16 protein-coding genes are annotated in these 22,024 nt (G+C 69.1%); 7 read left to right on the plus strand and 9 right to left on the minus strand.

Annotated features, from left to right (window positions below):
• The coding region (locus BLW84_RS38320) for a glutaminase (protein ID WP_177226923.1) at positions 1-456 on the plus strand (456 nt) is incomplete at its 5' end.
• Positions 457-687: 231 nt separating this feature from the next.
• Positions 688-1,416: an alpha/beta hydrolase gene (locus BLW84_RS38325; protein WP_093276101.1), complete on the plus strand. Its 729-nt coding sequence runs from the start codon at positions 688-690 to the stop codon at positions 1,414-1,416.
• A gap of 74 nt (positions 1,417-1,490) precedes the next feature.
• Here the strand turns inward: BLW84_RS38325 and BLW84_RS38330 are convergent, their stop codons facing one another.
• From BLW84_RS38330 to BLW84_RS38360, 7 genes are all read right to left on the minus strand, one after another.
• Complete coding sequence (locus BLW84_RS38330; RefSeq protein WP_093276103.1) at positions 1,491-2,474, minus strand: twin-arginine translocation signal domain-containing protein; 984 nt, start codon at positions 2,472-2,474, stop codon at positions 1,491-1,493.
• Positions 2,475-2,501: 27 nt separating this feature from the next.
• Positions 2,502-3,794: a TRAP transporter large permease subunit gene (locus BLW84_RS38335; RefSeq protein ID WP_093276105.1), complete on the minus strand. Its 1,293-nt coding sequence runs from the start codon at positions 3,792-3,794 to the stop codon at positions 2,502-2,504.
• Between the two features lie 7 nt (positions 3,795-3,801).
• Complete coding sequence (locus BLW84_RS38340; RefSeq protein ID WP_245761675.1) at positions 3,802-4,446, minus strand: hypothetical protein; 645 nt, start codon at positions 4,444-4,446, stop codon at positions 3,802-3,804.
• Positions 4,443-6,572 (minus strand): hydantoinase/oxoprolinase family protein, encoded by a 2,130-nt coding sequence (locus tag BLW84_RS38345; protein WP_093276109.1) that lies wholly within the window; start codon positions 6,570-6,572, stop codon positions 4,443-4,445. The genes BLW84_RS38340 and BLW84_RS38345 overlap by 4 nt, the downstream gene beginning before the upstream one ends.
• Positions 6,573-6,660: 88 nt before the next feature.
• On the minus strand, positions 6,661-8,289 hold the full coding sequence (locus tag BLW84_RS38350) for an FAD-dependent oxidoreductase (RefSeq protein WP_093276196.1): 1,629 nt from the start codon (positions 8,287-8,289) through the stop codon (positions 6,661-6,663).
• A 41-nt stretch (positions 8,290-8,330) separates the two neighbouring features.
• Positions 8,331-9,401 (minus strand): LacI family DNA-binding transcriptional regulator, encoded by a 1,071-nt coding sequence (locus BLW84_RS38355; protein WP_093276111.1) that lies wholly within the window; start codon positions 9,399-9,401, stop codon positions 8,331-8,333.
• Between the two features lie 452 nt (positions 9,402-9,853).
• Complete coding sequence (locus tag BLW84_RS38360; protein WP_093276113.1) at positions 9,854-12,826, minus strand: arabinosyltransferase domain-containing protein; 2,973 nt, start codon at positions 12,824-12,826, stop codon at positions 9,854-9,856.
• A gap of 1,449 nt (positions 12,827-14,275) precedes the next feature.
• On the opposite strand from BLW84_RS38360, the gene BLW84_RS38365 reads away from it, so the two are divergent.
• Genes BLW84_RS38365 through BLW84_RS38380 form a run of 4 tightly spaced genes read left to right on the plus strand, consistent with a single transcriptional unit; the run spans position 14,276 to position 19,536 of the window.
• A complete protein-coding gene (locus tag BLW84_RS38365) occupies positions 14,276-15,286 on the plus strand; it encodes an aromatic ring-hydroxylating oxygenase subunit alpha (protein ID WP_245761676.1) in 1,011 nt (336 codons plus the stop codon).
• The gene (locus tag BLW84_RS38370; RefSeq protein ID WP_093276115.1) at positions 15,286-17,013 is read left to right on the plus strand and encodes a Rieske 2Fe-2S domain-containing protein; all 1,728 of its coding nucleotides are present in this window, start codon (positions 15,286-15,288) and stop codon (positions 17,011-17,013) included. The genes BLW84_RS38365 and BLW84_RS38370 overlap by 1 nt, the downstream gene beginning before the upstream one ends.
• A gap of 10 nt (positions 17,014-17,023) precedes the next feature.
• Complete coding sequence (locus BLW84_RS38375) at positions 17,024-17,650, plus strand: glutathione S-transferase C-terminal domain-containing protein (protein WP_093276117.1); 627 nt, start codon at positions 17,024-17,026, stop codon at positions 17,648-17,650.
• Positions 17,647-19,536 (plus strand): solute carrier family 23 protein, encoded by a 1,890-nt coding sequence (locus BLW84_RS38380; RefSeq protein ID WP_093276119.1) that lies wholly within the window; start codon positions 17,647-17,649, stop codon positions 19,534-19,536. The genes BLW84_RS38375 and BLW84_RS38380 overlap by 4 nt, the downstream gene beginning before the upstream one ends.
• 91 nt (positions 19,537-19,627) lie before the next feature.
• Here the strand turns inward: BLW84_RS38380 and BLW84_RS38385 are convergent, their stop codons facing one another.
• Entirely contained in the window at positions 19,628-19,948 is a 321-nt protein-coding gene (locus BLW84_RS38385; protein ID WP_093276122.1) for a GYD domain-containing protein, read from the minus strand.
• 403 nt (positions 19,949-20,351) lie between these two features.
• Between BLW84_RS38385 and bla the strand changes: the two genes are divergently transcribed.
• Positions 20,352-21,281, plus strand: a complete 930-nt coding sequence (gene bla / locus BLW84_RS38390) for a class A beta-lactamase (RefSeq protein ID WP_093276124.1) — start codon at positions 20,352-20,354, stop codon at positions 21,279-21,281.
• Positions 21,282-21,355: 74 nt separating this feature from the next.
• Here bla and BLW84_RS38395 read toward each other — a convergent pair whose 3' ends face one another.
• Positions 21,356-22,021, minus strand: a complete 666-nt coding sequence (locus tag BLW84_RS38395; RefSeq protein WP_093276127.1) for a hypothetical protein — start codon at positions 22,019-22,021, stop codon at positions 21,356-21,358.
• Positions 22,022-22,024 lie beyond the last annotated feature (3 nt).

Consider the following 22,024-nt stretch of genomic DNA (forward strand, 5'->3'; position numbering starts at 1 on the left):
CGCAACCTGGCCCTGACCCATTTCATGGCGTCCTACGGCAACATGCGCAACCCGGTGGCGACCGTGCTCGACCAGTACGTCCGGCAGTGTGCGATCGAGATGAGCTGCCGCGACCTGGCCCTGGCGGGGCGGTTCCTCGCCGCGCGCGGTGTCCGCCGCGACGGTTCGGAGCTGGTCACCTGCAGGCAGGCCAAGCGGATCAACGCGATCATGCTCACCTGCGGGACCTACGACGCCGCCGGCGATTTCGCCTACCGGGTCGGCATCCCGGGCAAGAGCGGGGTCGGTGGCGGGATCCTCGCGATCGTGCCGGGCCGGTGCGCGATCGCGGTGTGGAGCCCGGGGCTGGACAAGCGCGGCAACTCCGTGGCCGGTGTGGCCGCATGTGATGCCAGCTTCGATGATGCACGCGAGTCCGTGACCCGCCCCATCGCCGCGCTCTTGTCAAGTCGCTAATACCTATTAGTCCTGTTGGACAAACATAGACCAGGGGCTTGATCCACGTGGCATGTGTCATACAGTCTCGGTGCCTGATCCGCGTTTTCGACGGGGAGGTACTGCAGTGGCAGCGGGGCTCAGCATGCGACACGCGGGCATCGCCCGGATCGCGACCACAGAAGATTTCTCCATCCTTGCCTGCACGAGGGTGGCTGCAGCGGCCCGTCCAATCCGGACCGGGATTCACCTGTGATCACCACGTCCGACGGTGTCCGCCTTGAGGCTGTGTGGCATCAGGGCGGTGCGGATACTGTGGTACTGGCACACGGAATCACCGCCGACCTCGGAGAGCAAGGACTGTTCCCGATTCTGGCGGATCGGCTTGCGGCTGCGGGGTTCTCGGTGCTGCGGTTCTCATTCCGTGGGCACGGCCGCAGCGAGGGCAGGCCACGCGACATGACGATCGCGGGAGAGCGGTTGGATTTGCAGGCGGCCGTGGAGTCGGCGGGGCACCCGGTGTCGGTGGTGGCGTCGAGCTTCGGCGCGGTGAGCACCACGCTCTCCTTGGGCGAGTTGCCCATCGACTCGGTGGTGCTGTGGCAGCCGGTGCTCGATCTACGCCGGACTTTCCTGCAACCGGAGCTGCCGCGCGGGCGGCAGCTCTACGGCGACTTGACTTCCTTGCAGCAGCAGGGTTTCCTTGACATCGAGGGACGGTTCGAACTGGGCGCGCAGCTCTTCGAAGAATTCGCGGAGCTCGACCCGAGAGCTGCCTTTCTCGCGAGCGGCATACCCGCGCTCGTCGTGCATGGCGATGCGGATGAGCACGTCTCCTACGAGGTGGCCCATGAAGTGGCAGCCCGGCGGCTGCGCACGGACTGGCACCGCGTTCAAGGCGGCGGACATGGCTTCCGGGACACGGGGAGCGAAGTCATCGACGTGACAGTGTCGTGGCTTCTCGGCCAGGCTGCCCAGTAAGAAGCGGAACCTGACCGGCAACTCCGCATGACGAACCTGTCGTCAAGCGAAGTTGCCCGCCGTGCGGGCTGCGGTCAACCGCGGGCCATGGCGATAACGCCGGACAGCCGCTCCCCGGCCTCGTAGATCATGTACGGCACTCCCCTGTCTGTCCCGAAGGCCGGCGCGGCCGCGCGGCCGTTTTCCGGCGCGGTGGAACGCGAGTCGTAGAAGACACCGAGGTGGTTGCGCCGGGAGAAGTCGTTGCCGACCTCCGTGATGAGGATGTTGCCGCCGCTCTCCTTGTCGCTGTTGTAGACGACGTACGTGCTGCCGTTCTTGTGCAGCAAGTGCGGGCCGCCGACGTTGACCGCGCCGACCTTGGCGTGGTCGATCAGCGGCTCGTGGTCGAAGGTCCAGTTGCGGCCCTCGGGCGACCAGCCCCAGCAGATGTCGCGGTGGTTGGCGGTGGTGTTGCGCATGAAGACCATCACGTAGCGGGCACCCCGGGAGGGCAGGTGGTGGCGGAAGACCCTGGCGTAGGAGGTCTCGGTGGTGCCCGCGGGCATCATCGAGGTGGTCAGCACGGCTTTGTCATAGGTGAAGTGGATGCCGTCTTTCGAGCGTGCGAGGCGAGTCGTGTTGTTGTCGCCGTGGAAGTACAGCCACATCTCCCGGGCCTCGCGGTGCCACAGCACGTGCGGGGACGAGACGTGCTTGACGCTGTAGTGCGGCTGCCACTCGTTGGCGACGATCGGGTTGTGCGGGTACTCGGTGAACGGGCCCTCCAGCGAATCACCATAGGCCAGGCAGATGCCACCAGGCGCGTCGTGTGGGGCGTAATAGAGGTAGTAGCGGCCGATCGTGCTGCTCAGCCGGTCGTAGACGCCGCGGACGCAGGGGAAGATGATTTCGCCGGTGGGGTTGTACTTGAGCTGCTCCGGTTTGAGAAGGGTACGCACGTAGCGGTAGTCGGGGAAGCCGCCGGGGGCGGCGGATGCGGGCAGGGCACTGCCAACTGCGAGCAGGGCACCGCCCGCCGTCGCGGTGCGCAGGAACCTACGGCGGTCAAGTTCCATGAAGGACACTCCATTTCGGACGGTGGGTCAGAGGTAGGTGGCGGCAGTGACGCACAAGCCGCCGAGCGCGACGCACCACACGTAGGGCAGGGTGCGCAGCATCACCCGCTGCGGGCTGACGCCGGAGTACTGCGCCGCCCACACCGTCTGGGTGCTCGTCGGGTCGGAAACGCCGAAAACCTGATTGTACGAGGCGGTCAGGCCCAGCACGGCGACCGCCGGGTAGATGCCCGCCGCGATCAGCACACCCGCGATCCCGGCGCCGAGGCCGAAGACGTTGAGCGGCCCCCGGTACAGGCACAGCGGCACCAGCAGTGTGAAGACCAGCACGAAGACGACCGGGTGCCCCGGGGCGACGGCCCCGACCAGCGGGTTGAGCGCCTCGATCGCGCCGGGCAGCTTGACCGCCGCAAGCAGGATGCCGATGGCGACGAACAGCACGATGGGTGGAGCAGCGACCTCGAAGGCGGCGTAGAGCGTGCGCAGCATCCGCTGGTTCATCTCGGCTGGTCTTGTCGTCGTCATCAACGCGTAGAGCACACCGGCGAGCATCGACGGGATGATCGCGAGGTCGAAGCCGAGCGCCAGGACCAGCGGGATGGCAGGGGCGAGTAGCGCGTACCAGGGCGCGTCGCCCATGCGGCGGGCACGCCCGCGCCCACGGCGCTCCGGCCGGGCCACGCCCGAGGTCAGCGACCAGGAGTGCTCCACCCCCTTGCGCCGGGTCTCCACGAGCACGAACAGAACTGCGAATAGCAGGGCGAAGGGGAACAGCCTGACCATGAAGCTGCGCACGGTGTCGATCGGCAGTTCCAGGGCGGTGGAGAAGAACTGCCAGACCGGCAGCTCGAACGGCACGCCGGCGGCGATCCCCATGAGGATGGTCCCGGCCGCGGTCGTCTTGGGCACCCCTACGGCGATCATCGCGGGGATTCCGACGATGCCCGCCATCATCGCGGCGGGAGCCGAGCCGGTGACCGTACCGACGAGCGCGGAGACGGCCAGCACTCCGAGCGCGACGATGGTCGGGCGGTCGCCGCCGAACTCGACGATCTTGCGGACGAGGGTCGCGGCGATGCCGGTCTCCTCCATAAGCTTGCCCAGCCACGAGCCGATCAGCACGGCGAGCATGGTGGACGCCAGCGCCACCGAGCCCTTCTGGAGCACGGTGTCGACGATGCTGTCGTCACCGGTGAACGGGGCGCCCGCCGCGACCGCGATGGCCACCCCGAGCAGGACGAGGGCGAAAGCGGTGGGCAGCTTGCGGGCGAGCATCAGCCCGACGCCGGCGAGCATGAGCACGAGGATGACGACTCCCATGTGGGCTTCAGTCCTCTCCGAAGGCCAGGACCGCGCCGGTCAGCGCGGCGGTGAGCAGGATCGGGGTCCGGCCCAGGCCGACGACGGCGCCGGCGTACCCGTGCGCGGCGACCTCGTCGGCACCCGCGACGTGGCCGAGGATGCGGAAGCGGCCGAGGCGCAGGGAGATGTGTCCCAGGCGGTGGCGGAGCGCTCGGCGGACTCCGGTGTCGTGCAGGCGCGCGTGCGCCTCTTCGTGGGCCAGCGCGGTCGCGCGCAGCGAGCCGGGTGGGAACCACCCCTGCCAGCCGAGGAACGCGGCCAGGTCCTCGCCGAGGGCGAGCGCGTCGACGTAAAGCTCCACAGTAGACACCGGACGGGACCGGTAGCGGGCCATCAGACCGCGGTTCAGCCCGCCGTCGCGCTCGAGGACCCTGGGCGGGTCGGCCGGACCGGCGGCGCCGGACCGGGCGAGTTCGGCACCGTACCCGGTGGACACCTCCGCCCAGCGGGCCAGCAGGGCCGAGTCGCGCGCCTCGTGGGTGGGAGTGCCGGCCAGCAGCCGGGCGGCGAGTTCGACGTCGGTGAACGCCGCCAGCCGCTCGCACTCCGCGGACAGCGAATCCCGGCGTGCGGCGGGCAGATCGGTCAGGCGGCGGGACGGGCCGGTCATGAGCGTGCCTCCAGCACCGCCACCACCGGCTCGTCGGCCGTGCGCGAGCGCAGCTCGCTGCGGGCCAGGGCCAGCAGCGGCCCCGCCTCGAGCACGCCGGACAGATCGGCGATCCGCGAGCCGAGCAGCAGGCGCAGCGACGGTGCTCGGACACCGCCATCCCCGTAGGTCGTGGTCTCGCGGATCAGCTCCGCCAGCAGCTCCGGCGCCTGCCCCACGGTAGTCGTGGCAACACGGGCGTTGGCGGCGTGCAGGCGCACGACGCCGTCGGCGTCGAGGACGCGCACTGGGTGGTGCGGTTTGCGGAAGCGGCGACGTTGCAAGGTTCCGTAGACGGTGTGGGCGTCGGTGGCGGCAAGCACCTCGACCTTCTGCGGATCAGTCTTGAGGCTGGCCGCGGCGACGGAGAGGAGTTCGCTGTCGTCTGCGCGGCGGGCGCGGTCCTGAGTGCGCAGTTCGGTGGCGCCGGTGGCGATGGCCCGCACGGTGCTGGTCTGCGGGTCGACGGTCACCTCCACTTCGACCGCGCCGGGTGCGGCCCCCTGCGCGACGACGGCCGCTTCGGCTTCGTTGCGCACGCCGAGGATGTGTTCCTGGGTGGCGCCGGGGATGATCCGTTCGATCTGCTCCCGGACCAGCGCGAGAGCCACACCGACCGGGCTGATCACTTCGTTGTGCTTGGCGATCCGGCCGGTCAGCCCGGTGCTGGCGGCCAGGTGCGGGGTGACGGCGGCCGCGCCCCCTCCCCCACCGACGAGGACGGCGGTGTCGCGGTCGAGGCGGTAGTCGCGGACCACCGCGTCCACGACGGTTTGAACCTGCTTTACCCCCGCATCCAAGACCCGCATCGCGGCACCCGCCACGTCGGTGTCCAGTGCCTCGGCAAGCGGTGCCAACGCGGTGTGAGCCACCTCCGGTTCGCACGCGGCGAAGTCGCCTTCCGGGACCCGGCCGAGCGCGTTGGCCGCGCAGGTCATGGTGATGGCGAAGCGTCCGCCCGCGGCTTCGAGGACCGCGTAGTCGCCCGGGTCGCCGTCCAACGGGCTGATGGCGACGAGCTTCGCGCCCCGCAAGTCCGCCGGATTCGCATAGCAGGCGTACGGCAACCCGGCGATGTGGGCGCTGCGCGGCCCGACAGCGCGCACCCCGCCACCGGCGAGCCGCACCATCGAGCCGCCGCCGACACCGACGGTGCGCACGTCCAATGCGGACAGGTACGAGGATTTGCCCAGGATGGTGGCGTGCCGGACCGCGACCTTGCCGCGGCGGACGACGCTGATGTCGGTGGACGTGCCGCCTGTTTCCAGGAACACGCCATCGCTGACCCGCTCCCGCATCAGCGCGCCGGCGACTCCGGCGGCGGGGCCCGACAGCACGGTCAGCAGCGGACGCCGTCGCATCTCCTCCAGCGACATCACCCCGCCGTCGCAACGCATCACCATCAGCGGGGCGGTCATCCCGGACGCGGCGATGCTCGAGTCGACCAGGTCCGCGGTGGCCAGCATCTTCGGCAGGATGGCCGCGTTGACCACAGCGGTGCGGGTGCGCTTGCGCAGCCCGTACAGCGACGTGATCTCGTTCGCGGCGGTCATGGGCAGCCCGTAGGAGCCCGCGACCGCCAGCACCGCCTGTTCGCCGTCGGGCAGGTCGACGCTGAACGGCTCGCTGGCGACCAGCACTTCGGCTCCGGCGGCGGTGACCTGCTCGACGGCGGTGCGGACCCCCGCGGGATCGTCGGGATCCCGGACGTGCGCGTAGTGCAACGGCAGCCGTTTGCCCGGGGCGAGTTCGAGATCTCCGAGGGCGGCGAGGCGCTTGGTGGAGACCGCGCCCGGGCCGGTGCCGATGCCGAGCAGCCCGACCGGGGCCACATCGCCCTCGAGCAGGGCGTTAGTCGCCTGAGTGGTGCCGTGCGCGAGGAAAGCGACGTCCTCGGGGAGGCAGCCGACGTCTTCGAGCAGCCGATTCAGCGCCGCCACGATGCCGTGCGCGACGCCGTCGGGATGGTGGTGGGTGGTGGGAACCTTGACCTGGGCGACGAGCGCCAGCGTGGCCGAGTCGACCGCCACGGCGTCGGTGAAGGTTCCACCCACATCGATGCCGACGCGGATGCGGTGCCGGGTCATAGGGACACCTCCTTGTGTCGTACGCAGGTCGAGCGAATGACGTGGGTGGGTGCTTCCGGGCGGGAAAGAACTGTCCCGACCGGTCTTCTCAGTAGCCGCGAACGTCGGGCCAGTGCCGCTGGACACCTGCCCGGTCGAGCACGCGGGCGAACTCCGCGAACCTCTTCTCGTCCTCCTGCACCTGGTGCGGCCGCACGCCCTCGTCCAGGCAGTGCGCGGCGAGCGCGCCCGCGACCTCGCCGACGTTCCACTCCACGGGGTGCAGGCGGTAGCAGCCGTTGGTGATGTGCGTGGTGCCGATGTTCTTGCCTGCGGGCAGCAAATTGGTGGTGCGGCGCGGCAGCAACGCACCCAGCGGGATCTCGAACGGCACCGACCCGATGTCGATGTAGTTGTCGCCGCCGGTGGACGGGTGCAGGTCGATGCGGTAGCCACCGATACCGACGGAGTCGGCGTGGCGGGTGCCGCCGTAGGGGCCGACCAGCTCGATGGCGACGTCGCGCTCGGTAACGGTGGTGACGGCCTTGATGCGGCGGGATTCGCGGATGTAGGCGGCCTTGGCCAGACCGTCTGCGGTGCCGGTGACGTCGGGCCGGAGCTTCAGGCCGGGGAAACCCGTTCCCCCGTCGGGACGCGGCGCCTCGGTCTGCAACCAGTACAGGACGGAAAGGGACAACTGCCGGGCGTCGGCGAGCGCCTGCCGGGCGGTCTCCTCGCCGGCCCCGAGCAGCGGCTTGAGCCAGTAGTCGTTGAGCGGCCAGTTGACCAGGGTGATGTCGGAGTCGAAGGCGCCGGGCCGGTGCAAGTTGCGGGCGAGGATGCGCCGGAATGCCCAGAGCTCCTTGTCTCCCGCGTCCGCGCTCTGGTCGGCGTCGACGTCGAGCGGATCGTCGTCCGGGTTCGGCTGGAACGTGCGCGGCACGGCTTCGAGGGTGCGCGGGTCCGGGGCGAGGAAGCCGATCAGCGGACCGGGCCAGAAGTCCGGCCGGTAGGAGCGCCAGAAGTCGTAGTTGGCGGGCCGGTCGATGATGTGGTCCTCGCCTTCGTAATGCGAGAGCGCGAAGCAGATGGTGATGCCCTGCTGGTTGAGGGGATCGGCGATCTCGGGGGCGTGCGGCTCGACGTGTTCGCTGCGCGCCTCGGCGCCGATCGCGTGCTCGACACCGGCCAGCTCCAGCAGATCGCCGGTCTCGGTGGCGTCGATGATGTACGGTGCCGCGATGGTGTGGCGGGTGCCGTCACGGACGTCCTCGACGGTGACTGCCCGGACCACGTCACCTTCGGTCTCGGCGGCGACGGGCCGATGCTCGGTGAGCACGGTCAGCCGCCCGGCGGCGCGGTGCGGCGCGAGCATCGCCTCGATCACGGCTAGCGCGACGCGCGGCTCGTGGCAGAGCTTGCTGACCCGCCCGGCACCGGGGTTGAGGCGCACCAGGTCCCTGGCCTGCGCCCGCAGCGGGTACCACTGGCGGTAGTGGGCGCGGATGCCCTCCCGCAGCGCCCGGTAGGAGGCGGTGACGCCGAACTGCTCGACCCACGGGTGTTCGTCGGGCGGCACGGCCTGGGCGGTGAGCTGGCCACCGACCCAGTCGGTCTCCTCGGTCAGCACGACGGTGCGCCCCGCCCGGCAGGCGGCCAGGGCGGCGGCCACGCCGCCGAGCCCGCCTCCCACGATCAGGACTTCGGTCTCCCCTGGGGTGGAGATGGGGGTGGGCATGTGGTGCGGCCTCCTCGGGATGTGTCGGATGTTGTTGCGGCTCAGGGACGCCCGGGCGCCGGGCCGGCGGTGCGCCCCGGCCGGAAGGTGCACGCCACCAGCGGCTCGGCGGCCTCCTCGCCGGCCAGCAGCGCGGTGGCCATCCGAACCGCGGCCGATCCGAGCTCGGCCCGGGGAACGTCGAAGCCGGTGGGCTGCGGCCGTCCGGCGAGGTCGGCCGGCGGAGAACCGAGCAATGCCAGGGATACTTCGCCCGGCACGTCGAGCCCGGCACCGTTGACGGCCGCGAGCAACTGCCGCCACGCGGCGCCCGTGTCGGTCTCCTCGGCGACGAACGCGGTGACTCCCTCGGCAACCCGGGCGCGCACCCAGGCCGGCGTGATGTCGGCGCCGGGGCGGGCGGTGCGCACGACCGCCGCGCCGTTCGGACCGCCCAGCTCGGCGAGCGCCATGCGGAATCCGCGCTCGCGATCGGCGGAGGCCGGAGCGTCATCGGACTCGCGGACCAGCACGATCCGCCGGTGCCCGAGACCGGCCAGGTGGCGCACGACCTCGGCGCTGGCGCTGACGTAGTCGACGCCCACCCAAGCCAGGCCCTCGAGCTCGTCACGGCGTCCGATGTGCACGGCCGGGAAGTTGTCGTCCACCAAGCGGCGCAGTTCGCCTTCCGGGATGTGCCGGCCGAGGAAGAGGCAGCCGTCGGCCATCCGCACCCGTTGCAGCGCGCCGGGCGCGACGGTTTGCGCGGGCCCCGAGCTGGAGCCGGTGAACAGCACCAGGTCGTAGCCCCGGGCCACCGCCTCCCGCTCCACACCGACCAGGATCGGGTAGTACGAGTGCTCGACGTCGACCGGGAAGGTCGCGGTGAAGCTGAAGACGCCGAGCAGGTTGTTGCGAGCCCTGGCCATCCGCCGGGCCGCCGGGTCGGGCACGTAACCGAGTTCGCGGGCGGCGGCGAGCACCCGGGCCCGGGTGTCCTCGTGCAGCGCGATGCCCTGCTTGTTGCCGCCGAGCACCAACGACACCGTCGTCTGCGATACCCCGGCCAGTCGGGCGACCTCCGCCTGCCTCGGCCGTCCCCGGCGCCCTGGTGTGGATGCTCTTCCCACCATGGTCACTCCTGACTAATACGCATTAGCCGACTGCGTCGAACGATCTGGCTGCGAATGCGGATTGACGAGCACACTGCCGCCGGGTCCACGGCGCCGTCAAGGGCCGTCGACGACTAATATCCAGCTAATTTCGGGAACTCCGGTGGGCGGCGGTCCGACGCGGCCAGGTGGCCGAGTGGCCGGGCAGCTGGGGCCGGGCGGACGCGGATCTCATCGGAAGGCAGGACCGCTGCCGCGCAAGCTCGCCTGCCTGTGCTTTCGTGGCGCGCCAGCGAGCTCTCCCCATGGTCGGGCCGACAGGATTCCCGGTAATGTCCACAAGAGACATTGATCCGCGAAAATCCCGAAACCGCGGGACAAACCTGCGCAGCGCGCCGCCGTTCGGCGCGTTGCCCGTTTCTACCGCGAACACCGTCCAGGCGTCTGCGCGAGAGTGCACCGGTGTTCCGGCCTTACCGGACGGGCTGCTGAACGCCGGCGTTGCGCGAGATGTCCGGGTAGTCGTTGTCGGCCAGCGTCGGCAGGCGCGTCCAACCCCATCGCGTCTCCTGCGAAACGCGCAGGTCGTAGCGGCCCACCGGGAGCTGGTAGCGGACCACGAACACGTTCCCCCACGGCAGTCGGGGCGGTCCGCCGGGCAGTTCCGCGGCCAACCGGGTCTGCGTCCACTCCCGGGTCGCCTGCATCCAGGCGCCGCCCCACTCCAGGTAGCTGATGTTGTCCAGCCACTCCGGCGGCAGCCCTTCGTCGGCGGTCAGCCGCACCTCCGGCGTGTCCGTGACACCGTCGCGGATGCCGACCTGGTCGACGCAGGGCCACAACGGCGCGTTGATGTGGTTCGCCAGCACCGGCCGGCCGCGGGTGAGCTCGGTGATCGGGCGCGATTCGGTCGTCTTCGGTTCCGCGACGGCCAACCACGACCGCGCCCCGGTCACCTGGTCGGTCGCGACGACCCGCACCGACTGCGCGCCCGCCGGGATCGGCGTCGCGAGCTGCTGCCATTCCCGCAACGCGGATCGGCGCAACTCCGGGTGCAGCTGCTGCGCGACGACACCGCCAGGACCCGCGAACTCGACTTCCAGGCCCTGGCCCGCGAGCAGCCCGGCCACCGGCACCGTCACGTGCGTGCCCGGGCCGGACAGCGGGTACCAGCCGGTGACCAGTCGGCCGACGCCCGGCGTCGTCCCGTCCGGACGATCGGTGTTCCAGATCGTCACCGGCTCCGGCCACGGGCCGGCCGGCAGCACGTTGCCGACCTGGAAATCACCGGCGAGTTCCGGGGCGCTCGGTGCGCCGAGCCGTCCGGACGGCAGCTGAACCCGGACATCGCTGGCCAGGCCGCAGCCGTCGCCGAACAAGGTTTGCGCGCCGGAGCGGGCGATCGTCCACCCCGGCGACTGCCCGATCGGCGCGTAGCAGAACAACGCGACCAGCAGCAGCACCGAGCCGATCGACGCAACGCCCAACACCGCGCGGTCCGGGCCCACGCGCACCGGCTCGCCACGTCGACGACGCCACTTCGCCCACGAGTACGCCACCACCGCGATGCCGATCCACAGCAGCGGATTGCGCAGGTAGAGCGGGCCGAAGTGCGGTTCTAGGTCGTTGGTCTGCGAATCCCGGTTGAGGTGTTCGCCGAACCGCTGCCCGGCGTCGGAGAACGGGATCCACCAGTTGTCCCCGGCGAAGCTCAGCGAAACCGCACCGATGATCAGCACCAGGCTCGCACCCGCGACCACCGGCCCGGCGCGACGCGGCAACGGCGAGCGCAGCAGCGCCGCCGCCAGCAGCACCGTCGGCGCGGCGGCCACCGCGTGGAAGTGGCTCACCCACTTGGTCGGGCTGAACGCGATCAGCACCAGCGCGATCGCGGTGGTGACCGCGCTGGTGATCAGCAGGCGGCGGATCGGATCCCGGCCCATGCCGCCGCGTCCGCTGGCCAACGCGACCACGCCGACGATCGCCAACGTCAGCAGCACCGGTAACCGCCGCGCCCATCCGGCCGTGTTCAGCAGCGTTTTGTAGTGCTCGAACTCCTCGTACCAGAGGAAGGACAGGTAGTACCAGCGGTGGACGTCGGTCGCTTCGAGGACATCGCCCAAGCTCGCGTCGGCGAAACCCACCGGCACGACAACGGTTGCCGAAGCCGCCGCCAGCAATACCGCGGCGATGCGCCCCGACCAGGACTGCCGGCGCAGCCAGCGCAGCAGCCACGGCACGCTCAGCACCAGCGGAGCGGCAGCGACCAGGCCGGACGGCGAGGCAGTCATCGCCAGCGCCGCGAACATCGTCGCCACCGCCAACGCGCCGATCGAATGCCGCAGGTGGGCGGCCTCCGCGAAGAGCAGCGCCGCCGCCGCGCAGACCACGATCACCGGTTCCGGGCGCAGCGACATGCCGTAGGACAAGAACCAGACCAGGTGCGCGACCAGCAACGCCCAGGGCACCGCGCGGAGGTTGGCCGCACGTCCGAGCAGCGTGGCGAAGACGATGCGCAGCAGCACCCAGGTCGCGAGCCCGCAGAACATCGGGACCAGGCGCATCCACCAGAGCGACCAGCCGCCGAGCTCGCCCCACCACTGCAGCAGGTACTGGCTCGACGCGAACGGGTTCTCCGTCGCGTTGAACATGTAGACGAAGTTGCCGACGTAGCCGGATTCGCCCGCGTTGCGGGCCATCATCAGGTACCAGCCGTCGTCCATGTTGACCGGCCCGAGCAGCACCCACGCCGCGGCGACCAGCACCATCACCGCGTCGGCGGCGGCGAAGCGGGGGATCGTCAGGACGCTCATCGACTGCCGGCCCCGCCACCGCCGCCACGCGAGCACCAGCAGCGCGACCAGGCACGCCGCGTGCGCCAGCAGGAGCGCGATTTTCAAGGCGCTGGGCGAGGATTCGTAGCGCGCGTCGGCGTGCAGCGCGACTTCGAGGCCGTCGACCGAGCCGGTGGTGGACAGCTCGGAGACCTGCGGTGGCAGCAGGTCCGGCCGGTCCACCAGGAGCGCGCCGTCCCGGGAGACGCGGATTCCGGCGGCGTCGGCGACCACCTGGTACTCGCACGTCGCGCGCAGCGGATCGGCGAGGATCTCACTGCCGTCGACCAGGAATCGCGCTTGCCCTGCCCGCGCGGCCACTTCCAGGCCGGGGTTGCCCGGGGCGTGCGTGCGCAACGCCGCTGCGGTGCTGGTGCGCAGCGTTTCGCACGGGATCGTGGCGGTGAAGTCCAGCGGCCGGTACGGCGACAGCGGCAACACCGTCGACGGCGTCGCGTCACCGGTCCGCGGCCAGGTGACCAGCGGCGCATCAGCCTTCACCGGCGCGAGCACGGCGAGCACTCCGAGCAAGAGCGTCAATCCGGCCAACGCGGCGAGCCGGCGATTGCCGCGCGGGGCGCGGTCGTGCGGGTTCGACGGAACGTCTCCCAAGCCCTGCCTCACTCTTCGTGATCAAAAGGTAACGGGAGACCGCCCTTTTGGCCGTAGTTCTCCGTGCGCCGATCTGCAGCATGATCGGCGCCAGTCGACAGCGAACAACGAAACCGCAAGGGCTGCACGCAGATCAGCAGAACTGCCCTCGCGTGCACCCGTGCCTCGAGTGACCGGGCAAGAACGCGCCTGGTCCCGCGCTGTGACTTCGAGAAGCGCTCCCCGAGCCGGTCCGGGGAGCGCTTCAGTGAAACGTCAAGATCGTGATGTCGGCGTGAAGTGGGCCCGATCCACGCAAGCCACGCGCGGTGTGCCACCGGATCGGCGCAGTGCCGGCCGAGACCCGCAATTTCCGGGAAGCCTCCGACCGCGCGACCCACCAGAGCCGCCGGTGTCATCGTGCTCCGCTGATCACGCGGCACCGAAGCCGTTGACATGTCCTTCTCCTCGCTCAGGTCCCCTCGCGCCGCGATGCCGTGAGCACCCCCGCGGCCTTCCCACGCCTCCGCCCGGCTCGGGGTTGCCCCAGGCTCGCTAATTGCCCGAACAGGCGATTCGCCTAGCTCAAAGGGGAAATTTGAACCGGGCAGCACGGGACGTGCGTCACAAACCCTTGACATGGCGCAGGATTTGCCGACTCCGACATTCCTCGGGCCAGGCAACGCGAAGCCGCACATTCCGGAAACCCGGTCGCGCAGCCAGTTCGGCAATGCATCGTGGGCGGCGCACCGTCTGGCCGGTGTCAATTCGAGCCAGGGCAGTCGGCACCTGCCATCGACTCGTAGAGCCAGTCTCCCTGCTCGCCGCAGCAAGCCGCAGTCGAGAGCCAGGCCCTGTCGCTAGACCCGCATCGACATGCGCGTAACGCACTGTCGGTGCTTGCAGGTCGTTTCAGAATGATGTTGGCAGTTGACGCTAGCAGATCAAACCAAATTCCAGCTGGAGGAATCCGAGATGGATATCGGCTCGTCTTTCGCAGCGGACTCCACTCCTAGTCTCATTCACAAGCGACATGGATATGAATAAACCAGCAACCACAGGACAAACCGTCGACACTAGCTGTCGTCCAGCGCATTTCAACGCAGCCTAGGAAAAATCGATCAACCTACTTTCCTTCCGATGACGGCATAAAACCGAGGCTTGCGGGGACAGTTCGATTCCCCCTCCTGTCGCTGCCACAACGAATTTCGCATCGTGATCGAGCACGAGGTTCGGTCGCGCTCCCCACCTCGCGTTACAGGCTCCGATCCACTATGGACTCTCATGTATCGGGCTGGTGGAGAACGACTCCAAGATCGCGTTGCCGTGGCCGACGCCGTTCGACGCTGTCCGCCCCAGCTCACGAAGCAGACCGCCCCACCAGAAAAGCAAATCGGGGGTTGCCGCCCCAGCATTGGTACTGCTAGCTTTCCGCTCGGCACCAGTCCGGGAGTGATTGACGCCGGGTCCGTGGTCGAGGATTCGACCTCCGGAGCGGGACGGCTTCTTCCGCCGTCACCCCTCCACTCCCGGCCTCTTGCGAGGAGGCCTGTTTTGGCTCCGCTCACTGCCGAATCTCCTGACCAGCTGTGCGACGACAAGGTCCTGCTGGACCTGTGGCACCCGATGGGGGCCATCGAGACGATGCCCCGAAACCGCGTGTGGCACGACCAGCTCCTCGGCCATCCCCTGACAACAGGTCGCGCCCCTGACGGCACGCTCTGGGTGTGGAAGCGGGCGGCGAACGATCCTCCAGTCGGGCCGTGGCCCGCTGACGGACCACCCGAGGCGACTTTGCCGGTGCTCGAGCGGTACGGCTACCTGTGGACGTCGTTCGGTGCGCCTCGACCGCTGTTCCACATCCGTGAAGCCGAAGAGAACGACCGACGCCTGCTGCACGCGTGTTCGGTCACGTTGCGCACATCGGCGCCGCGCAGCATCGAGAACTTCCTCGACATGGGGCACTTTCCGTTCATCCACACCGCCGTGCTGGGTGAGGAGCCGCATACGGAGGTCAAGGACTACAACGTCGAAGCCTCGGTCGCCGACCAGGAGATCCTCGCGACCGAGTGCGTCTTCTACCAGCCGCAGGCCGCGGCAAACAGCTCCGGTGGGGCGGAGGTCGACTACGAGTACCGGGTGCCGCACCCGCACTGCTCGGTGCTGTACAAGTCGAGCGCGATTCATCAGGAGCGGTTCGACGTCATCGCCCTCTTCGTGCAGGCGCTCGACCAGGAGCACATCCGCGCCCACATGTGGCTGTGCCTGCTGGACGACGATCAGCCCGACTGGGCGCTGCGCCGCTTCCAGGTGTCGATATTCGGGCAGGACAAGCCCATCCTGGAAAATCAGCTGCCACGTCGGCTGCCGCTGGATCCCAGGGCGGAGACGCCGATTCGCGCCGACAAATCCTCCGTTGCCTACCGCAGATGGCTCGGCCAGTTGGGTGTTCGCTACGGCGTCATCCGGGGAGCCGCCTGATGCGCGGGGACTTGCTGCTGCGCGCGGCCGACGCGTGGTACCCGGTCGCGTCCGAGAGCGACCTCGTCCACCGGCATGTGTTCCAAGGTCAGCTGCTCGGACAGGAGCTGGCCATCTGGCGGGCCGACGACGACCACGTCAACGTGTGGGAGAACCGCTGCCTGCACCGCGGTGTGCGGTTGTCGATCGCGGTCAACGACGGGCGCGAGCTGAAATGCCAGTACCACGGCTGGCGGTACGCCAATCGCACCGCGGCCTGCACGTACATCCCAGCCCACCCCGCCGACGCGCCGGCGCGGACGATCTGCAATCGCACGTACCCGGTCCGGGCTCGCGGCGGGATGATCTGGACCACCGTCGGTCAACCGGTCGATGAGCCGCCCGAACTCGACCCGGGTCTGGTGCTGCGACCGATGCCGGTGTGCGCACCGCCCGGCGACGTGGTGACCCTGCTCCTGGAGCAGCCACCGGCCCCGTTGAACGCTGAGCCACCGACAGCGAGACAGCGCGGTGATTTCGGTGTCGAGTTGCCGGGACTGGGCTTCTTCGTGGTGCAGCCGGTGGACGCCGGCCGGGCGATCGTCCGGGGCGTGCTGGACAGCCCTGCACCTGCGGATGAGCGATTGCGAGTCCTTCGGCAGTTCGATGATGCCCTGGCGCAGTTGCGGGACATCGCCGAGGAACGGGCGGCGCACGAGCCTGCACCGCAGCCGCTGCCGCCGCGCTATGAACCGGTACCGGCACATTTGGCTTCGTTGCCGGAGAACGGCGACCGACGCGACCTGCCGACCCGGGTTCGGGTGGTCAGGGCGTGGGAGGCGGGGGCCGGTGTCCGCGGCCTGGAGTTGGGGCCGATGGACGAGCATCCGCTGCCCAGCGGTCAGGCGGGCGCCCACCTCGACGTCGCCCTGCCCGGAGGATTGGTGCGGCAGTACTCGTTGGTCAACGGACCTGGCGAGACCGACCACTACGTCATCGGGGTGAAGCGCACCCAGGACTCGGCAGGCGGGTCGGTGGCGCTCCACGAACGCGTGCGCGAGGGCGACGTGCTCGCGGTGTCACTGCCCCGCAACTGCTTTCCCCTGCGGCAAGACCGCGAACGCACTCTCTTGGTCGCCGGGGGTATCGGCATCACTCCCTTGCTGGCGATGGCGCAGACGCTCGAACACCAAAGGTTGCAGTACGAGCTGCACTACTTCGTCGCGGACGAAGCGGACGTGGCCTTCGCCGAACGTCTGGCCGCACTCGGCAGCGTCCGCGTCGTCACCGGCCTGGATCCGGCCGCGACGGAGGCCGAGCTGGAACGACTCCTCGCCACCGCGGACGACGACAGCCAGGTCTACTTCTGCGGTCCTCCTCCGATGCTCGACGTCGCGCGGGATGCCGCGAAGCGGAACGGCTGGTCGCGCGACGCCGTGCACTTCGAGTACTTCCGCAACGACCAGGCGATCGACGACAGCAGCCGCTTCGAGGTCGTCCTCGCGCGCTCGGTCATGAACCTCGCGGTCGAACCCGGGCGCAGCATCCTCGAAACCGTGCGGGACGCCGGAGTCGTGGTGCCCTCGTCGTGCGGACAGGGCGCGTGCGGCACCTGCCGGGTCGCCGTGATCGACGGCCGACCGGACCACCAAGACGTCTACCTCGACGACGAGGAGCGGGCGGCAGGCGACTCCGTCATCACCTGCGTCTCCCGTTCGCTAACTCCCCGGCTGACTCTCGATCTGTGAGGAGTCCTCGATGATCACCATCTACGACGACGAGACGTCAGCGGAGTGCTACCAAGTGCGAGCGATGCTGGGAGTCCTGGGAAAGGACTTCCGCTCGGTGGCACTGGAGGAGTATCCCGACATCGCCCCGGACGGCCGGCCGGCCATCGTCCTCGTCGACGAGCACTTCAGCCCCGCCGCCGTCGTGCACGACCCCACGGCGGCCCTCCTGTACCTGGGACGGGTGCACGACCGCGAAGGCAGCCTGATGCCGACGGACGATCCGGCGCACCTCGCCGCCGTCCTGGACTGGCTGGCGTTCGGGCGCTCTCTCACGGTCTCCGCGGGAGCGGCCCGGCGGCACGAGGCTTTCGGTGAGCCGTTGGACCTGCCGGCGGCCCAACGAGAGGCCCACCGGTTGCTGCGGACGATGGACCGCCACCTGTGGTTCGGCGAGCAGCAGGGCCGGTACTTCCTGGCCGGCGCGTTCTCCCTCGGCGACATCGCTTGTTTCGGCGACGTGGCCCTCAGCGAGGAAGGCGGTGTCTCCCGCCAGGACTACCCCGCGGTCCGGCGCTGGTGCGACCGCGTCAAACGCGTGCCGGGTTTCCCCTTGATGTCCGGGATCTTCCCCGCTGCTGCTGGTCGTGCGGCATGAGTGCCGACGGTCCGACCCGGCGGGACGCCGTCGACGAGGTTCCGCCGGCCGGGAAGCTCGTCATCTACGGATTCCAGCACGTGCTGGCGTTCTTCGCCGGTGGCGCGATCGTCATCCCGATCCTGCTGGCATCGTCGCTCGGCCTGACCAGCGGTCAGCTCGTGCACCTCATCAACGCCGCTCTGCTGACGTGCGGGATCGCCACCATCGTCCAGTCGGTGGGTTTCTGGAAGGTAGGAGTACGTCTTCCCCTGCTGCAGGGCGTGGCGTTCGTCGCCGTGTCACCCATGATCGCCATCTCGCTGGACGCGGGCGGCGGTGCGGAAGGGCTTCGGACGGTCTACGGCGCCATCATCGTGTGCGGTCTGATCACCTTCGCGATCGCGCCGCTCTTCGCCCGGGTCGTGCGCTACTTCCCGCCCGTCGTGACAGGCTCGGTCATCACCATCATCGGCCTGGCCCTGCTCCCGGTGGCCGCGGTGAGCGCGGCGGGAGGCGATGGCCCCTCGTTCGATCCGGGCAACGGCCGGAACATGGCCTACGCTCTCGGCACGCTCGCCATCATCGTGCTCCTGCACAAGGTGTCACGCGGATTCCTGGCCACGATCGGAGTCCTGCTCGGGCTCGCGATCGGCACGACCGCGGCCTGGTTGCTCGGCGACACCGACTTCAGCGAGGTCGGCCGTGCCGACTGGATAGGGCTGTCGACCCCCTTCCAGTTCGGCATCCCCCAGCTGTCCCTCGGGCCGATCATCTCGATGATGATCGTCATGTTGATCACCGCGGTCGAAACCACCGGCGCGGTGTTCGCCGTCTCGGAGATCCTCGACAGGCGCGTCCGCGGTGACGACATAGCCCGCGCGATGCGGGCGGACGGCCTCTCCGTAGCCGTCGGCGGCGTCCTGAACTCGTTCCCCTACACCTGCTTCAGCGAGAACGTGGGCCTGGTGCGCATCACCGGGGTGACGAGCCGCTGGGTGATCAGCGTCGCGGGCGTCTTCATGATGTTGCTGGGCCTGGTACCGAAGTTCGCCGCCATCGTCACCTCCATTCCCGCCCCGGTACTGGGTGGCGCCTCCCTGGCCATGTTCGCCATGGTGTCGGTCGTCGGGTTCCAGATCCTGTCCCGCGTCGACTTCCACGACCACCGCAACTCGTTGATCGTCGCGGCCAGCATCGGGATCGCGATGTACGTCACCGCGGTGCCCGACGTGAAGCAAGCCGTCCCGGAATGGGCGCAGATCTTCGTCGGCAGCGGCATCACCCTCGGAGCCGTCACGGCTATCGGGCTGAACCTGGTCCTGCACCACTTGGGCCCGCAACGCAGACGCCCGGCCCCAGATCCGCCGAGCGCACCGCGCCTATCCCTGGAACACATCAACGACATGACTCGCGAGGAGTTCAGGACGAGTTTCGCGGCGCTGTTCCAAGGCCCGGCCCAAGCGATCGACCGCGCCTGCGAACTGCGCCCCTTCGCGAACGCGACCGACCTGCGAGCCGCCCTGCAGGAGGCCTACTTCAGCTCCAGCAACGACGAACTGCAGCGACTGCTCGCGTGCTACCCCGATCTCGGTGGGCCCTCGGTGGCCGGCGAAATGTCCACACGCGACCGCTCAACGGCCGGCCTGGACCAACTCCCCAGACATGAACAGGTTCGGCTCGACGAACTCGCCCGTGCCTACCGGGAGCGCTTCGGCTTCCCACTCGTCATGTGCCTGCGCGACCAATCCCACCTCAAAGCGGTGCTGGACCGCGGACAGCAACGACTGCACAACACCCTGGCTCAGGAACGCCACACCGCCGTGCTGGAGGTCGCCCGAATCGCCGACCACCGGCTCAGCGACCTGGTGGCCGAGGCGAACCCCGATCGCCGATACCCGAACTGAACGCCGGGATCGCCCCGGTGGACGCAAATATCGGCCGACGTGCCACACGAGACTTTCCGCGGCACAGAACCACCACCGGCGTTAGCCGCGCTCAGGCACCCGGGGCGCGGTAGTCGACCGTCTTCCGCGCAGCCTCGTCGAGGTCCTCTGGACTAAGGAGCGGCACCACCCTGGACATCACGGCCCCGGCCGCCCGCACCGCCATGGCCATGGCAGCCATGGAGGCGTCGTCGGGCATGTCGACGACGATGTGGAAATCGTCGGCGCCGAACGCGAAATACATCGACTCGAGCTTTCCGCCGCACGACCCGGCGACCCTGTCAACAGCCTCCCGCCGCCCGGTTCCGCCCTCGGCGAGCACCCCCTTCGTCCCCTCGGCCGTGTAGTTGCCCAGCACCAAGTACTTCGGCATGTCACTCCCCCCACTTCACCTTGCAGACACCCGCAACCGCGGTTCTGCTCCCACCCTCGGGCACCAGAGCAAGCCGTGCCAATCGAAGCGCAGCTCGGCAACCGACAACCCGAAACCGGCACCGCCCCGTCTCCGAAGATGGGCCCGACAGCGCCCCAGGATCCACGCACACGTGGTCACATCCCCACCACGGCAACCGGGTTGGCGGTAGAGCCTTACGTCATCCGCGCTGAAGTCAATGTATTGACCTGGCCGGACTCTTCGAGGATTAATTTCAATTAACACTGAACCGATTGCTCATGTTGAACCAATGCCGACACAAGGACGGCGAGGCCACCGGTGGCAACTGCGGCCCTGCAAGATTGATCGAGTCCAACAGAAGAACACCATCGGAGAGAAGAACATGGCAGCGTCGCAACGCCCCACCTCCCGCCGCGCTTTTCTCAGCGCGGTCGCACTCCTACCGGTGGCTGGATGCGCTCAAAGCACGCCGACGGCAACCCCGCCCGCAAACCCCACCACCCCACCGACGACGTCCACGTCCGCTCCCCCGCCGACCGACGGCGATCTCCTCGCGCTGGAGCGAAAGTTCGACGCACGCCTCGGGGTTTACGCCCTCGCCACCGGCACCGGCACCGCCATCGCCCACCGGGCCGACGAGCGGTTCGCGTTCTGCTCGACGTTCAAGGCGCTGGCGTCGGCGGCCGTCCTGCACCGCAACCCACTGTCCTATCTGGACACCCTCGTCACCTACACCGAAGCCGACCTCATGAAGAGCGCGAGGATCACCAGGGAGCACCTGACCACCGGGATGACGATCCGCCAGCTGTGCGACGCCGCAGTGCGCTTCAGCGACGGCACCGCCGGCAACCTCCTGCTCCGCGACCTCGGCGGCCCGGCCGAACTGACGGCGTACACGCGAAGCCTTGGCGACGCGGTCACCAGGATGGACCGGTTCGAACCGATGATCACCGAAGCCACCCCCGGCGACCCCCGCGACACCACGTCTCCCCGCGCGATCGGCACCGACTTCCACCGCATCGTGCTGGGCGACGCCCTGCCGACCGACAAGCGCGCCTTCCTCCGCGACCTGCTGGAACGCAACGTCACCGGCGCCAAGCGCATCCGAGCCGGTCTGCCATCGGGCTGGGCGGCGGCCGACAAGACGGGGACGGGCGACTACGGCACGGCCAACGACATCGCGGTCGTGTGGCCCCCGAACGGCGAGCCGCTCATCATCTCCATCATGTCCAGCAAGGCCACGAAGGACGCCGAGTACGACGAGGCCCTCCTCGCCGAGGCGACCGCCAACGTCGTGGCGAGGCTCGCCTGACGGAGACGTTGAGCCCGCACCACGTGCCGGCCACGAGGGAACAAACGAACGAGGTCCGCCCACACCGTCTCGTCTCACGTCCCAGCGAGGCGCTGGCTGATCGTGTTCGTCTGAGGCTCGGTGAACGAAATGCTATTGGCGACCTTCCCGAGGATGCCGAGGAACCGGGGCCAGTCATCCACATGTTCGGTCGACAACGCGAGCGTGACGAGATGCCGCCCGTCTGGGTGCAGGAAAAACACTTGCGCCTGGCGTACGCGGTGAGTACTCGCCGCCGCTGTCCCGCGCAAGGGTGCCGGAAGCTTCAACCGCACTTCTTCGCCGATCGCCAATGCCTCACCCGCCGGGTACTCGAGGACGCGAACTTCCCGAGCGCGGCCAGGTTCTCGCAGTGCACTGGCAAGAACGGACAGCGGGCGCCGGGTCGGAAGCCTGGCGTCCTTCAGCATGATGCTCAGCTGCGCGATGCTGATCCCGGAAGGGGACGCATCCGACCGGGCGAGGCAGTTACCCACGTAGATCGAACCTTGGCCGATCAGCTGCGAGAGCATGATTTCCTGGCGCAGCACCATGTCGAGTCGTTGCTCGGCCGTGGCTGTCAGCAGCACAGCGGTGAGTGCGTCGTAGGTCCTCTTGATGCGCTCCGCGGGAGCTTCGGCGAGGTCGATGTGCTGGAACTGCTCGGGGACGGAGAACCAGAGCGGTGCGCCCGTGCCCGGTTTCGTCGTCGTGACGTGCATCGT

Origin of the sequence: Saccharopolyspora shandongensis, from assembly GCF_900106995.1 — a bacterium.
GTDB lineage: Bacteria > Actinomycetota > Actinomycetes > Mycobacteriales > Pseudonocardiaceae > Saccharopolyspora > Saccharopolyspora shandongensis.

What these genes read in the sequence shown, in the direction of transcription:
- BLW84_RS38330 (WP_093276103.1), bottom strand. Translation starts at nt 2,474, where the DNA reads ATGGAACTTGACCGCCGTAGGTTCCTGCGCACCGCGACGGCGGGCGGT.
- BLW84_RS38335 (WP_093276105.1), bottom strand. Translation starts at nt 3,794, where the DNA reads ATGGGAGTCGTCATCCTCGTGCTCATGCTCGCCGGCGTCGGGCTGATG.
- BLW84_RS38340 (WP_245761675.1), bottom strand. Translation starts at nt 4,446, where the DNA reads ATGACCGGCCCGTCCCGCCGCCTGACCGATCTGCCCGCCGCACGCCGG.
- BLW84_RS38345 (WP_093276109.1), bottom strand. Translation starts at nt 6,572, where the DNA reads ATGACCCGGCACCGCATCCGCGTCGGCATCGATGTGGGTGGAACCTTC.
- BLW84_RS38350 (WP_093276196.1), bottom strand. Translation starts at nt 8,289, where the DNA reads ATGCCCACCCCCATCTCCACCCCAGGGGAGACCGAAGTCCTGATCGTG.
- BLW84_RS38355 (WP_093276111.1), bottom strand. Translation starts at nt 9,401, where the DNA reads ATGGTGGGAAGAGCATCCACACCAGGGCGCCGGGGACGGCCGAGGCAG.
- BLW84_RS38370 (WP_093276115.1), top strand. Translation starts at nt 15,286, where the DNA reads ATGCGCGGGGACTTGCTGCTGCGCGCGGCCGACGCGTGGTACCCGGTC.
- BLW84_RS38375 (WP_093276117.1), top strand. Translation starts at nt 17,024, where the DNA reads ATGATCACCATCTACGACGACGAGACGTCAGCGGAGTGCTACCAAGTG.
- BLW84_RS38380 (WP_093276119.1), top strand. Translation starts at nt 17,647, where the DNA reads ATGAGTGCCGACGGTCCGACCCGGCGGGACGCCGTCGACGAGGTTCCG.
- BLW84_RS38385 (WP_093276122.1), bottom strand. Translation starts at nt 19,948, where the DNA reads ATGCCGAAGTACTTGGTGCTGGGCAACTACACGGCCGAGGGGACGAAG.
- bla (WP_093276124.1), top strand. Translation starts at nt 20,352, where the DNA reads ATGGCAGCGTCGCAACGCCCCACCTCCCGCCGCGCTTTTCTCAGCGCG.
- BLW84_RS38395 (WP_093276127.1), bottom strand. Translation starts at nt 22,021, where the DNA reads ATGCACGTCACGACGACGAAACCGGGCACGGGCGCACCGCTCTGGTTC.